This is a genomic window from Methylocucumis oryzae, assembly GCF_000963695.1.
Classification (GTDB): Bacteria; Pseudomonadota; Gammaproteobacteria; order Methylococcales; family Methylomonadaceae; genus Methylovulum; species Methylovulum oryzae.
The window spans coordinates 1-13,943 of the sequence record NZ_LAJX01000138.1 but is presented as its reverse complement, the minus strand read 5'-3'; the positions used below and the strand labels follow the sequence as shown (position 1 = coordinate 13,943).

Genomic DNA, 13,943 nt, shown 5'->3' with positions numbered 1-13,943 from the left:
CGCAATGGCCGATATTCGACTTCACCGAACCAATCGGGCAGCGTTGCTTAATGTCGCCAAAGGCTTTGCATAAACCGGTAATTTCAATCGGATCGCCTAATGGCGTACCGGTACCATGCGTTTCAACATAACTAATGGCATCGGCACTGAGACCGGCTTGCGCTAACGCTTGGCTGATAACACGTTGTTGCGCATTTGGATTCGGTACGCTATACGCTTGCGTTTTACCGCCATGATTAATCACACTGCTTTTAATCACGCCGTAGATACTGTCACCATCGCGTAATGCATCAGACAAGCGTTTTAACACCACCACGCCTACGCCTTCGCCAGGAATATAACCGTCGCCCTCTGCGCCAAAACTGTGGCAACGCCCACGCGGAGAAATAAAACCGCCGCCGCTTAACATGCTGTATTTATTCGGATGTAAACTAAGATTCACGCCACCCGCTAACGCCACGCTGATACGCGCGTGTTGCAAATCTTGGCAAGCTAAATGAATCGCGCTTAACGAGCTAGAACACATAGTGTCTACCGTCATGCTAGGACCGTGACAATTCAAATGGTAAGACACCCGGTTAGCAACGCCAGCAAAGTTACCGACGAAGCCTATGCGCGTGTCGTCGGCAGCCTCAGAGCGGCTAAATAATTGATACTCGCTATACATGACTCCGGCATAAACGCCAGCTTCGCCATCGCGCTCTAAGTCTTTAGGTGTGTAACCGGCGTCTTCTAGCGCTTGCCACGCTTGTTGCAAAAACAAGCGCTCTTGCGGGTCCATAAATTGCGCTTCGCGTGGCGCAATATTGAAAAACAACGGCTCAAAACAATCATAGTCGTTAATAAACCCACCCCAACGGCTACTATGGCTGCCATGTGGCTGATTTTCATCGCGATAAAACGCGTGCCAATCCCAACGTTGTTGCGGGATTTCGCTAATAGCATCGACGCCATCGCGTAAATTACACCAGAATTGCTTAATATCATCAGCCTTAGCATAACGGCCTGATAATCCGACGATAGCAATGTCTAAAGCGGCATGGTTTGGGGTATTTGGGTAGGCCATGCGTACCCTACGCGCTATCGGATACAAAACCTGTGGTAATGCGTAGGGTACGCTTTGCGTACCGTCCTTGCTTAATAACGCTTGTAAACGCAACGCATGAGCCTCAACAAAATACGCGCTTAATTGCGTTAAATTTTGGTATTCAAAAAACAATGTCTTAGCTAACGTGCCGAAGCTTTTTTCCAGCTCGCGGGTTAATTGCAGCATGATAATGGAATCAACACCAAGCATTGACCAATCAGCATCAGCGCGGATTCGTTCCGGTTGAAGTTCTAGCACCCGCGCAATGGCTTGACGCAAAAACAATTGCACCGCATCAAGACTGAGTTCATTGATTTCGCTACTGGTTTCGCTTAGCTTTAATGGCGTGGCTGTAATATTTGCCGCGACCATTTGCCGTACTGATAAGCCTTGAAAGCGTAGTCCTATGCGACCTTGCTCATCGCATAACACGATATGGTATTGCGTCAGCGTACCGGTTGGCGATGACTGTTGCGTTAGCCATGCTTGGCTTAGTGTTAAGCTTGTATCAACGCAGTCAAACTGGCTGAGCGCAAACGGCAGTCCAGGACTGAGATTGACACCAGACTTAGCTTGACTATACGAAAAACCGATAAGTGCTTGTAAAGCTGAATCCAATAATCCATAAGAACTAATATTTTGTGTTAGCTTCGCTAACACGCCATCGGTACAAATACTGAGTTGTGTTAAGCCCCGAAAACTCGCGCCATAATCAAAGCCTAATGCTGTAAAACGTTGATAACATTCATCGCCGTTAACCACGTGCTCAGGTTGTAAGTGTGTTAACGCTAACGGTGCTAAACCGGTCAGCTCGCTAAGTTCTGCCTCGCCTACGCAATATTCGCTAGTGTGTTCATCTGTGTTAATAATTTTAAACGCTAGCTGTTTATCGGTTATCGGCGTTATCAGTATCCGCAATACCAACGAGGCCGAAGAGTCTACGTGTAATGGCTTAGCCCATAACACGTTGCGCAAACACCAAGTTTGATTTGGCGCTAAGCCAACATCACGGCTGGCATCGGCTAATGCCTCGCATAGCCATTGTAAATAAACTACAGCGGGTAATACGGCTACGCCTTGAATACGATGTTCGGTTAAAAATAGCTCTTGCCCGGTTAAGGCTATGCGATAGCTTTGCCCATTCAGCGTAGAGTCATTGTGTAATAACGGATAGTCAGTGCGAGGTTGCTGGACGGATTTAAGTTTAATAGCTTGTTTAGCAAACACATAACCCGGTAAATGCACTAAGTTAGGCGTGTCCGCACCATATAACCGCTGCCAATCGACGTTTTTGTCCGTTTAACCAAGCGTTAGCCATTTTGTCATTTGCGAACAATGGCTGAGCATGGTTTATCGCTTGCTCTAATTGTGCTAACCAATTTGTTACGCTGTCAGCGATAAAGACACAGCGTTCGGGCATTGCTTCTCGGCCTATTTGCAACGTATAAGCAATATCGGCTAACGCTAATCGGTCTTGGTTAGCGTTAACGTAATCGCGCAGCTTGATTAAAAGCGCATGTAAGCTATCGGGTTGTTTCGCTGATACGGGCAAAATACACGGCGTTGTGACCGGTTTAGCTGAGTTTTTAGCCGGTTGATAAGCGCCTACCACGATATGCGCATTCGTACCGCTATGACCAAAAGAGTTTAACGCCGCTAACGCCTGCTCATCGTCAAAAACGTTTAGTGTCTGGCGTGATATAAAACGCTGAACCGTCTAATTCGATTAACGGATTAAGCTGTTGAAAGCTCACCTGGCCAGGTAGTTGTTTATGTTTTAAACACAGCATTAATTTGATAAGACCGATAACGCCAGCACTGGCCGAGGTATGACCGATTTGGGCTTTAACCGAGCCTAATGCACAAAAATGCGTTTTATTGGTAAACTGCTTAAACGCACGAACTAAAGCATTGACTTCAACCGGGTCGCCTAGTTTAGTCCCTGTACCATGTGCTTCGACATAACGAAGCTGTTCAGGTTGTATCTGATGTTGGTGATAACATTCAGCAATCAGCGCTTCTTGGGCGCTGCCATTCGGTGCAGTAATACCGTTGCTAGTCCCATCTTGGTTAATCGCGCTGGCATGAATAACGCCGTAAATAGGATTTTTATCGGCTACAGCATCGGCTAGCCGTTTTAATACGACAAGGCCTACGCCTTCAGAAAATACCGTACCATCGGCAGCAGCATCAAAACTATGACAGGCACCGCTAGGCGATAACATGTCTGTTTTGGCTAAAGTCGTGAGCATCGCATTGTTTAAGCTGGCAAATACGCCACCCGCTAACGCGACGCGGCTTTCACCGCTACGCAAACTCGCACAAGCTAAATGTATCGCCACCGCCGACGAGGAACAACCCGTATTCACGACTAACGCCGGGCCTTTTTAAATTGAGAAAATACGCCAAACGTGAGGCGATTATCGCTTCAGAAGCACCGGTAAATGAGTCTTGGAAAAAACCCGTCGGCTCAGCACCGATAAAAACTCCGGCAGGCTCACCGGCTAAGCGTTTAGGATTAATACCGGCATCGAGTAAGGCTAAATAACCATGCTCTAACACTAAGCGCTGGTGCGGATGCATCGCATTAGCTTCTAACGGCGAGAGCACAAAAAACAACGCATCAAAAGCGTCTTTGCCATTAATTAAACCACCGCGCCTAGTGCCGGTAAATTCCGGTGGCAATTCGCTAACACCGTCTTGGCCTGATAGTAATAACTGCCAAAACGCGTCTATATCATCAGCTCCTGGCACACAGCCCGACATACCAATGACAGCGATTCTCTCATCCGGCGTTTTTTACCTGTTGATGTAAGCGGGTTTTAATTAAATCTTGTGTGTTAGCAGATACTATCGAACTAGCAGCTGGCGGAGGAGTTATATTGTATTGGGGGATTAATTGGTCGCTATAGGTATTGACTAAATACTGACTTAATAACGCCGCTGTTGTGTAATCGAAAATAATTGCTGTATTTAAATTCAACCCTAGCGCGTGATTAATATCAGCGACAAAGTTCACCCCTAAAATCGAATCAATACCTAAATCAGAAAAGGTTTGCTCACTCGTTAGCTCGGAGCTAGGCAGTTTCAAGCTGGTCGCTAACGCGGTTAACACGATGCTATTAACGTACTCGAGCAGCGAAATGGGCGCATGAGCTTGTTGTACTGATTGATGCACTGGCTTCGGCTTATTGACCGTTGACGGCGAGCGTTGCATAACAGGCGCCGTTGGCGTCATCGCGTTTTGCTTAAGCAAACCATCGCTAGTCGCCATGATAATTTGCTGACCAAATACTATGGCGTCGACAACCGGTAAACCAGGCTGGTTAAACCCTTGCTCAGACAACACCTGTAACCAGCGTTGTTCGGTTAGTAACGGCGAGCCAGGAATTCTAAGCGCCATATCTTGATAACGCCACCACCCATCTAATAAGCCAAACGTTAATGTGCTTAACGTAATTTTGCGGCAATTTTCATTAATCAATAGCAAACCGTTTTGCACTAATAATTGCTTAGCATGGAATACGCTTTGGCTAATGTCTTGCGTGGCATGTAACACATTAGTCGCAATAACGATATCGTAAGCGCCTAAAGCAAGGCCTTGCGTGTCGGGCGCTTGCTCAATATTGCATAATTGGCTGCGTAAAAACGCATAGTCTTTAAACTGCTGCTCACCATGCGTTAAAAAGGCTTTAGATATATCGGTGTATAAATACTCTGCAATGTGCGTGCTAAACGGTTTTAATGCCGGTAACACCTTAAGCGTAGTACCACCGGTTCCAGCACCGATTTCTAATAGACGCAACTGCACATCGGGCTGGTAAGCTATGCGTTGGGCAATATAGTCGCGAACTAACTCAGCCACTGCCTGATTAAAATAATCGACAACGGGATTTTCGCTGTATAAGGTTTGCACCGTGCCGAGTTCTGATTTAGCAAATAAAATATCGGTGGCATCGACTTCGCCGCGCAAAATAGCTGGCAGGTTTTTTAAGCAGGTATCTGCGAGTGCTAAGGCCGACTGCATATCAGCATACGCGTGCCACGATAAGCTTAACGCCGCCCATTCCTGCCAAGCTTGTGCAGAGCTAATGTCTGTATGCGCTAAACCGCTATCCGCTAACAAACGTGATGCTTCAGCTAACCAGCGCTGATATTTGGGTAAGACTGTATTGTCTAGTGTGCGTAACTGCACGGCTAATAACTTCAATAAACAAGCATCGAACTCATGCCAACGCTGAGCTAAGCCTCGTGCTCGGGCATGGCGACGGTTAAACTGTTTACTGGGTGATAAGGCGGTGCATAACGCGCGGGAACCATAATCTCGTCATTTACCCGCATCAAGTGGCGGACCGGTTCAGATGCGCGCATACAAATACATTGCTGCAACAGGCCGCGCGCAAGAGCTGCGCAAAAACGTTGAAAGGCTAAGCAGCCTTCGGCATCGCTTAATGCAGCGACATTCGATAATAATCCGGTTTCAGCAAATGAAGCCTGCCAAAAGCCCCAATTGATAATGCCTACCGGAAAGTTCGCTTGCTGAGTTAGGCTTAGTGCATAGCTATCGGCATAACAAATACCGGTGGCATACGCAGGTAATTTAGCCGCCCCAGAAAATGCGAAAGCTTGCCCGGATGAAAAATACACTAAAAAATCCAGCGCTTGATGTTGTAGAACTTGATAAAAATGACGACTACCGGAAATTTTTAGCTGTAATTGTTGATAAAACTCAGTTTCGCTTAATTGGCTTAAGCTGTTTTCTTGCGTTAAATCTAAGCCAGAAAATACTGCGCCATTCAACACAGGATAAACTTGATACACCGTTTGCATTGCTTGTTCTAACGATGCTAAATCCGTGGCATCGGCCGTTACATAAAACGGTTTTTTACCGGTAAACGTGTTTAATTTTGCTTGTATCGCATCAGAAGTTGCTGCTTGGCGGCCTAACCAAATGACCTCGGCATCGTATTCGGCTATTAAATAACGCGTGACTGCCATGCCTATCGTGCCACTACCGCCTAAAATCAAATACACACCGCGCTGTTTAAATCCAGGCGCCGTTAACGTGTCAGTGGCAAAAGGTATAAAGGCTTGACGATAACGCTTGCCTGCTTTTAGCTTGATTAATTCACCTCTATCAGAGGCTGGCTCGCGCCACAATTGCTCTGCTAATAACTGACAAAGCGCAGGCTCATTCACTTCATCAAAGCAAAGATCTACATTACGCAACAAAAACCGATGTTCGCTTTGCGCTAAGGCATAGCCTAATCCTATGCAACCAGCACCCTTCGCGTTTATCGTTTGCCCTACAAATCCAGTATGATTAATGCCTATGACATAAAAAGCTATCAACTGCCGATTATTCGTTAAGGCTTTTAACTGTTGGCTTAGCCTAAATAGCGTTAACTCATCGTGATAACAAGCCTCGCCACTTGCGATGAAATAAACCGTATCAATGTGTTCGGCATCCGTTAGGCTTAGTTTATCATCGTTATTGTTTGAATTAACTTCAAAAACAGATACTTGTGTCTGTGGATAATGGATTTGATAGGCATTACACAAGGCTTGAACTAACGGAGTTGCACTGGTTGCAACAATAATGGCGTTCTGAGCAGGGGGATTAATAACATGGGTCTCAGCGCATAGTTGCCAACGCGGTAAATAGCTAAAGCCATCAAAACGCTGTGCAGGTTGAGCTAATGCGACCGAATAGCTTAAACCAATTAGCCGTAACACTATTTCACCCGTTAACGAGCATAGCTCTATATTAATCGACTGGTCGTCATTATGGCTGACATGGGCTTTAACAGCATTTACTTTAGGTGCTAACCAGAGCAATTCGGCAAAGCCAAGCAGCGTGACAGGCTTATCAGACAAACTGGCGACAACTTCGGTTAATAATTCAAGCTGGGTGTGCCATGCTGGTTTAGTCACATCGTCAGCCAGCATCAAGCAATTGTCAGTATCAATAGGGCTTACCGCATCGGTGGCAAAAAGACTCGCGTCAGCGGTAAACAGTTTATTGGTAGCGTTAGCAATACAGCAACTTAAACCCTCTTCAGCGCTAATCTCTATGGTTAACACTTTATCATTGCCAAGCTCGGCGTATGAATGCGGTCTGAACCACTGAGCCGAAGCTAAACGTAACGGACTCCCGCGTTGAGCTTGGGGCAAAGCCTGGGTTAATGCAATGCTAGCCATCATAGGCAACACAACGGGTAATAGGCTATTTTGATTAAAAAACCATTCCCTACCGGTGAATACTGACTCATAGCGCTGAGCGGTTAAGTCCGATACGTTTTTTTGCACTAACTCATGGATAATACCTTGTGTACGCGCTTTAGCACTCGCCCAATACCTTGTTTCAGCAAAGGGATATGTTGGCAAGCGTAACCGTTGCGGCTTGGTTTCGCCATAAAACAATGTCCAATCAACGGTGGCACCTTGCACCCATAGCTCGGCAAGTTTGTTCAACTTAGCCTTGCGAATCCATTGCAACACCATCGCTCGGCTGTCTTCATCGTCGGCTAACCAATGCAAGTGTTGGCTGACCGGCCCTGCCCCGCTATACCACGTATTTAGCCCATGCTCATCGACCAGCGTTGCCTGTAATAAGGTTTGTAATTGCTGAACCGTTTCAACGAGATAAACACGTCTAATCGGCAACGCCGCGCGACCGGTTTGTAAGGTATATGCCAGTTCGGTAAGCGCTATGCCTTCGTGTAACTCAATAAACGCCAGCAACAGTTGTATTTGCCTGTGTAACGCTTCAGGGGTTTTCGCTGATAACGGTACTAAAACGGGTTTAAGCGCATAATCGGCGCGGGTTAATGCCTGATATTCCCTGACCACTAAATGTGCATTAGTACCGCTATGGCCAAATGAATTCAGCGCGGCGGTGAATAAACCGCAGCCAGAACAAGGCAAAGGTCTAGGCTCACGCTCAAGCAATAATGCTGAATCGGCTAGTTCCAATAAGGGATTCGCTTGTTGAAAATGCAATAAGCCCGGCAGCATTTTATAGCGCATAGACAACACGATTTTGATTAACCCAATAACACCGGCTGCGGCTGAGGTATGGCCGATAAACGCTTTGGCAGAGCCTAAGACACAAAAACTTGTTTTATCGGTATAACCTTTAAACATCCGCGCTAAGGCATTGGCTTCTACCGGATCGCCTAACTTAGTCGCCGTACCGTGCGCTTCAACATAGCTAATCGATTCCGGATTGATTTGATAACGTTGATAAACCGATTCCATTAACGCTTGCTGCGCCGCACCATTCGGTGCCGTCATGCCATTACTAGCGCCGTCTTGATTAATGCCGCTGCCTATGATGACGCCAGCGATTAAATCGCCATCGGCTTCAGCATCGGCTAAGCGTTTTAACACGACTACACCAACACCTTCAGAGAGTACCGTACCGTTAGCCGAAGCATCGAAACTATGACATTGTCCTGTCGGTGATAACATACCCGAAGCGGCTAACACGCTTAAACCGCTTTGCGACATACCGGCATATACACCACCCGCTAACACCATATCGCACTCGTGCCGACGCAGACTTTCACAGGCTAAATGCAATGCCACCCCTGAAGATGAACAACCGGTATTCACCACTAAGGCAGGGCCAGTTAGATTTAAAAAATACGCTAAACGCGCAGCAATGGTTGCATCTGACGAGCCCGTAAACGATTCGTGGAAATACCCGGTAGGCTCGGCACCGATAAATAAACCGACGTTGCGTCCATCTAGGCTTTAGGATTAATGCCGGCATCTTCTAACGCCCGCCAGCTTTCTTGCAATATCAAGCGCTGATGCGGATTCATCGATTCTGCTTCGCGTGGCGCGATATTGAAAAAATTTAGCATCAAAACACGCGCGCTTAGTCAATACACCACCGTAGCGATAAACCTGTTCTGGTTGATACCCCACTGGTAAATCCCAATACTCTGCGGGCAGCTCGCTAATGGCATCGACGCCATTGATTAAATTTTGCCAAAAGTGCTCTACGGTTTCAGCACCGGGAAACTGCCCCGACATGCCGATAATCGCGATATGTTCGGGATTGGCCTCTTGGATGCTGTTGTTGGCGATTGGTATTACATGCTTAGCTGGGGGATTTTCTGCAACTGATGGTTTGACCTCTGTTTTGTAAGTTGCAACAATATAATCGGCTAAACGCAGTATTGAGCTATGATTGAAAATAATCGCTGTATTAAGTGTAATCGCTAGCGCGTTGTTAATCTGTTTAACAAAACCGGCACCTAAAATCGAATCAACACCATAGTCAGAGAAAGCTTGATCGAGTTCTAATACATGTACCGGTAGTTTTAATGTGGTCGATAAGGCTTGTTGAATGACGCTAATAACATGCTCGCGCGCGTGCTCTTTGCGCTCGTTGACTATTAGCGGTTCACTAGGTTTAGCATTAGCATCTATAGCCTGTGGCTCTGTAGGCGTTTGCGCCTGATAAGCTCTCAATAAGCCATCGCTTTCAGCAATAAACACTTGTTGACCTAAACATTGCGCTTGCACTTTAGGTAATACTACACGGCTAAAACCTTGTTGTTTTAAGACTGTTTGCCAGCTTTCAGGACTTAATAACGGTGAACCTGGAATGCGTAACTCAGGGTCTTGATAACGCCACCAGCCTTCTAATAAGCCAAAGGTCAATAAACCTAATACGGTTTTTTGTATGCCTTCGTTGAGGATTAACAAACCACGCTGTTTAACGACCGAGTGAACATGACTTAAGGTTTGCCGGATAGCTTGCGTGGCATGCAACACATTCGTCGCTAACGCAAAATCATACGCTCCTAGTGCGATGCCAGCCTCAGTCGGTGCTTGCTCAACATTCCATAGGCGATAGCGTAAAAACGGCGCGTCTTCACCATAACGTTGTTCGGCGTGTAATAAAAAGGCTTTTGAAATATCAGTATAACAATATTCTTCAATGGCATGACGATACGGTGCTAAAGCGGGTAACACCATCGCCGTCGTGCCGCCAGTACCCGCCCCTATTTCTATGATGCGAATCTTCGCATTCGCATCCGACTTTAAGCGCTGTTCAACTCCGCGCACTAGCCAATCGGCAACAATGCGATTGAAATAATCGACGACCGCATTTTGTTGATACATATATTCAACATTAGCCACCGATGACTCTGGAAATAACACCTCTGTTGCGGGTAAGCGCCCGGTTAAAATATCAGGTAATTGTTGTAAACATGCGGTAACCAGACGTACCGACAACGTTAAATCAGGGATTTGCAGATAATCTTGCTGCTGCTTATCCCAAGCTTGCCATAAAAACGTCATCAACTTCTGGTGCAGCCAATACGGTGACTGCATCTCCTTGCAGGTGAATATGACCGTTTTGCGCTAAAATTGTTAAGCCTTCATGCAACCAGCGCTGAAAGCGTGGATGAATCTTAGCGTTTGCCATTAATGCCTGTATTGAATGGCTTTGGCCTACGTCAGTCAACACGCCTAGCGTTCTAAGCTGAGTTATTAATAATCGCGCTAGCCATGCATCAAATTGTTGCCAAGCAGCCGCCTCTAAGGGTATTACTGCCATGATTGAATCAGTCATGTTCGCTCCATTCAAAATTCTCCAACTGCGCTCACATGACTTGCGAACAGTGCAAGCATATCATTCTGTAAGCGCGGTATTCGCTGCCAAAAGGCAAAAAGCTTTGCGAATTACCGCTAGCTTTGACGCAGTCTTGCAACTTCAGCTGCGGACAAACCGGTGTTGGCAGCAATAGTGGCATCATCTAATAAGGGTAACAAATTACGGGCGATGGTTAGAGCGGCTTGGCGCTCGCCTTCTTCTCTGCCTTCTTCTCTGCCTTTTTCTCGGCCAATCTCCAGCCCCTCTTCTCGACCAATTTCCAAACCCTCTTCCCGCCCTTCTCTTAGCCCATCTTCTTTAGCTTTCTTGATTGAGCCTCGTTGCAGCCAAATAAAATCGGTACGCTTTGCTTGGGCTTCTAATTCCACCGGTGTGAGTCCCGCTAAATTGGCGATGTCGAAAGCGTGGCGGATATTAGGCTCTTGGGCCAAGCCTTCGGGTATGAACGCTAACGAACCGGCATTTTTGACGAAGTACAACCAACGCTCTTTGGCGGTGCTTAGCTCGGTTTCGGTCAAGGTAAATTTAGGCAGCTCGATAAAGATTAATTCGATGTCGTCGCTGTATTCAATCAGTTGTTGTTTATCTAAGAGTTTGAAGCGACTGGTCAAGTCAGGGCTGTCGAACAGCTCGAAATCTGTTAACGTCAGTGCAATGACCGGATTCAGCAAGGTGTATTCCTCACCTTTTAGTAGTTGCTGTGAATAAGCTTTCGCGGCGTTAAACAGAATGCGCTGTTCAAACCCTTGTACATTCAACACCTGCATTTCAATGATGACTTGCCGACCATCGGCAAGTTTAGCTTTAACATCGACATAGGTGTCTTTCATGCCTTTAAGCATAGGAATTTGATAAGGATCGACGATAGCTAAATCGAGAATAGCCCGCTCGCTAGGGTATTCAAGCACGGCATTGAGAAAATCGATAAGAATCGGTTTGCTCTCTTCGCTGCCGAAGACTTTTTTTAAAGGCAAAATCGGTTTTGACATCGAGAAAGCGCATGGCTGGCACCAGTAAGAAAGGTGGCGGCATTATGGCATCGGCCTGGGGTGTTGGCAACCGGGTCGGTAAAGCGTTGCAGTGCAGAATACTTGAATCTGCGTGATACAACTAATGATTAATGACCGAAGATAAGTTTAGTGTTTTTACTGACCGCCATCGAAAACTTCAATCACTAAATTGGCTCCTTCAGCGTCATTAAATGCCCAGAGTTTGCCTGACATATTATTCTCAACAATCATCTTTGACATATATAAACCAATTCCTGTGCCTTTACCTTCCTCTTTGGTGGTGAAATAAGGGTCATAAATTTTATTGATAATGTTTTCTGGGATGCCACCGGCATTATCTCTTACGGTAATGGTTATCAAGTTATTTGGCTTTCTTTTAATTTCTATAGTGATGGTCGGCTGTGGTATTTGCCGCTCATTTAGAATATCTTTGGCATTATTGATTAAATTTAATATGACTTGAGAAAACTCACCTTGTAAGCCATTGATAATTATCTCTTCTTCACAAAGTATGTTCAGCGTTATATTGTTGTTTTTAAGCTGCGCTTCCAATAAATCGGTAGTTGAGCGGACAACCTCATTAATCTTAAATGGCTCGCTGTGTTTGTTCGGCTTAAAGAAATTTCGGAAATCGTCTATGGTTGAGGACATTTTTTGGATGAGACGGTCAGATTTTTCCATGCTATTGACCATAAAATCATCATCTAATTTGTCCATTTTGTAGCGTAATTGCACATTTTGCAGAACCAAACCTAATGCATTCAACGGTTGCCGCCATTGATGAGCAATTGCGCCAATCATTTCGCCCATTGCCGCCAAGCGGGATTGATGAATCAACAGGGCTTCTTGTTTCTGGCGTTTAGCGACTTCATCTTTGATTTTTTGGTCAAGGTCTTTGTTGAGCTCGGCTAATTCATGAGTACGTTTAATAACTTGGGTTTCTAATTCTAAGTTATAGTTCTCCAGATGCTTTTTCGACAACATCAGCGAATCAACCATTTGATTGAAACTGTCGGACAAAATACCTATTTCGTCACGACGGGGTTTGATGTTGGACCGAACGGTCAAATCACCGCCTGCGACTTGAGTTGCTAACTGGCTGATTGTAGAAACGGGACCTGAAATCCAACGCGCAAAGAAGTAACCCATAATTAAAATAATAACGAAGGAAATCGCTATGATGTAGACAATTTGGAAATACATTTCCTTAATGTATTGGTCGTATTGCTCCGTCGAAAAACCAATATGTAACCATCCCCATTCGATACCAGAAAATTTAATCGGATAAACAAAGTGATAAACTCGCGGGATACTATCCACAGCTAGAATTTTATATGTGATGTCCTTACCTTCTAATTCTGCCATGTCGTTAACTAATTTATCCATTAGGTGCCAGTTTTGTTGGTTAATCCAAATCTTTTCCCCAACTTTTTGGTGAGACTAACACATAATGGATACTGGCATTGTTTTTCAACACGTCCACATTATGTTCGACAATAAAACCAAAATCTTTGCTAATAATCGCATCAGAGCTGGCTTGTACAATAGATTTGGAAACCGTTTCCCCCTGAGTATACATAATTTGGTTAAATGCATTTTTCTGCATGGGGATAAACATATAAGCAAAAAACAAGGTAATGATTAATACCAATGTTCCGAATAGCAAAAATACTCTGATGAAAATTGAGCTTTTGGGTTTAGAAAGCACTGTTGGTTACACCTGCTAAGATTAATAAACTCATGGTGCGATAATCGCTGCTTATTTTTTATGACGCTGTTTCAGTTGCAGATAATCTTTGTACAATTTATCAAAAACATCTAAATCTTCGGCTTTACAATAATCAATTTCGGGCGTTTTAAACATTTCTAAAATCAGCTTACCGCGCGGACTATCTTTAATACCCAAAGCAACCTTAGTTAAAGCCTCATCTAAAGGATAACCATAGCGGAAGTAACTGAAGTTTCTGCCTTTAATATCAAGTGCATTGAGAATTTTAACCTTATTGTTAACATCGGGATTCAGCTCAGTCACCGTATCATAAGAACTGAGATAAACCACCCCAGCATCTAACCTACCAAAAAAAATATCGAGGATAAGATGGGTGTTTTTCTTTTGGAGTTTGACGGCCTTTGACAACATTTTTTATACGGTTGCTTAAGCTCTTTTAGCACTAAAGTATCAAGAAAAATATCGGCAAGCTCATCTTGC

The 13,943-nt window shown here is 45.1% G+C and carries 12 protein-coding genes and 2 pseudogenes; all 14 read right to left on the bottom strand.

Going from position 1 to position 13,943, the window contains the following annotated elements; translation table 11 throughout:
* The coding region (locus VZ94_RS23125) for a beta-ketoacyl synthase N-terminal-like domain-containing protein (RefSeq protein ID WP_192828654.1) at positions 1-2,332 on the bottom strand (2,332 nt) is incomplete at its 3' end.
* Positions 2,333-2,336: 4 nt separating this feature from the next.
* The gene (locus tag VZ94_RS13810) at positions 2,337-2,789 is read right to left on the bottom strand and encodes a KS-MAT linker domain-containing protein (RefSeq protein WP_082081669.1); all 453 of its coding nucleotides are present in this window, start codon (positions 2,787-2,789) and stop codon (positions 2,337-2,339) included.
* Positions 2,761-3,429 carry a beta-ketoacyl [acyl carrier protein] synthase domain-containing protein gene (locus tag VZ94_RS30810; protein ID WP_275575236.1) on the bottom strand — a complete coding sequence of 223 codons (669 nt, stop codon included), beginning with the start codon at positions 3,427-3,429 and terminating at the stop codon, positions 2,761-2,763. The genes VZ94_RS13810 and VZ94_RS30810 overlap by 29 nt, the downstream gene beginning before the upstream one ends.
* The gene (locus VZ94_RS13800; RefSeq protein ID WP_275575239.1) at positions 3,395-3,868 is read right to left on the bottom strand and encodes a beta-ketoacyl synthase N-terminal-like domain-containing protein; all 474 of its coding nucleotides are present in this window, start codon (positions 3,866-3,868) and stop codon (positions 3,395-3,397) included. Before VZ94_RS13800 ends, VZ94_RS30810 begins: the two co-directional genes overlap by 35 nt.
* A 4-nt stretch (positions 3,869-3,872) precedes the next feature.
* On the bottom strand, positions 3,873-5,297 hold the full coding sequence (locus tag VZ94_RS13795; RefSeq protein ID WP_045779672.1) for a methyltransferase: 1,425 nt from the start codon (positions 5,295-5,297) through the stop codon (positions 3,873-3,875).
* Between the two features lie 32 nt (positions 5,298-5,329).
* Positions 5,330-8,104 carry an SDR family NAD(P)-dependent oxidoreductase gene (locus VZ94_RS30805; RefSeq protein ID WP_338040410.1) on the bottom strand — a complete coding sequence of 925 codons (2,775 nt, stop codon included), beginning with the start codon at positions 8,102-8,104 and terminating at the stop codon, positions 5,330-5,332.
* Positions 8,093-8,827 (bottom strand): annotated as a pseudogene (locus VZ94_RS32195) (beta-ketoacyl [acyl carrier protein] synthase domain-containing protein); the annotation flags it as partial. The gene VZ94_RS30805 and the pseudogene VZ94_RS32195, both read right to left, overlap by 12 nt.
* A gap of 11 nt (positions 8,828-8,838) precedes the next feature.
* Positions 8,839-8,916: a beta-ketoacyl synthase N-terminal-like domain-containing protein gene (locus VZ94_RS32810; RefSeq protein ID WP_369126301.1), complete on the bottom strand. Its 78-nt coding sequence runs from the start codon at positions 8,914-8,916 to the stop codon at positions 8,839-8,841.
* A gap of 52 nt (positions 8,917-8,968) precedes the next feature.
* Positions 8,969-10,228 (bottom strand): annotated as a pseudogene (locus VZ94_RS30800) (methyltransferase); the annotation flags it as partial.
* Between the two features lie 151 nt (positions 10,229-10,379).
* Positions 10,380-10,682: a hypothetical protein gene (locus VZ94_RS13785; protein WP_131655569.1), complete on the bottom strand. Its 303-nt coding sequence runs from the start codon at positions 10,680-10,682 to the stop codon at positions 10,380-10,382.
* Between the two features lie 116 nt (positions 10,683-10,798).
* Positions 10,799-11,713, bottom strand: coding sequence for an Rpn family recombination-promoting nuclease/putative transposase (locus VZ94_RS13780; protein ID WP_204369152.1), 915 nt, complete (start codon positions 11,711-11,713; stop codon positions 10,799-10,801).
* A 156-nt stretch (positions 11,714-11,869) separates the two neighbouring features.
* Positions 11,870-13,120, bottom strand: a complete 1,251-nt coding sequence (locus VZ94_RS13775) for an ATP-binding protein (RefSeq protein ID WP_052700540.1) — start codon at positions 13,118-13,120, stop codon at positions 11,870-11,872.
* A 19-nt stretch (positions 13,121-13,139) separates the two neighbouring features.
* On the bottom strand, positions 13,140-13,442 hold the full coding sequence (locus VZ94_RS13770; protein WP_192828652.1) for a hypothetical protein: 303 nt from the start codon (positions 13,440-13,442) through the stop codon (positions 13,140-13,142).
* Positions 13,443-13,493: 51 nt separating this feature from the next.
* Positions 13,494-13,874, bottom strand: a complete 381-nt coding sequence (locus VZ94_RS13765) for a hypothetical protein (RefSeq protein ID WP_045779669.1) — start codon at positions 13,872-13,874, stop codon at positions 13,494-13,496.
* Between the last annotated feature and the right edge of the window lie 69 nt (positions 13,875-13,943).

Bases quoted from the DNA above. Each gene is read 5' to 3' on its own strand.
- VZ94_RS13775 (WP_052700540.1), bottom strand. From the start codon at position 13,120: ATGGATAAATTAGTTAACGACATGGCAGAATTAGAAGGTAAGGACATC.
- VZ94_RS32810 (WP_369126301.1), bottom strand. From the start codon at position 8,916: ATGAATCCGCATCAGCGCTTGATATTGCAAGAAAGCTGGCGGGCGTTA.
- VZ94_RS30805 (WP_338040410.1), bottom strand. From the start codon at position 8,104: ATGCTGCCGGGCTTATTGCATTTTCAACAAGCGAATCCCTTATTGGAA.
- VZ94_RS13765 (WP_045779669.1), bottom strand. From the start codon at position 13,874: ATGTTGTCAAAGGCCGTCAAACTCCAAAAGAAAAACACCCATCTTATC.
- VZ94_RS13780 (WP_204369152.1), bottom strand. From the start codon at position 11,713: ATGTCAAAACCGATTTTGCCTTTAAAAAAAGTCTTCGGCAGCGAAGAG.
- VZ94_RS13785 (WP_131655569.1), bottom strand. From the start codon at position 10,682: ATGACTGATTCAATCATGGCAGTAATACCCTTAGAGGCGGCTGCTTGG.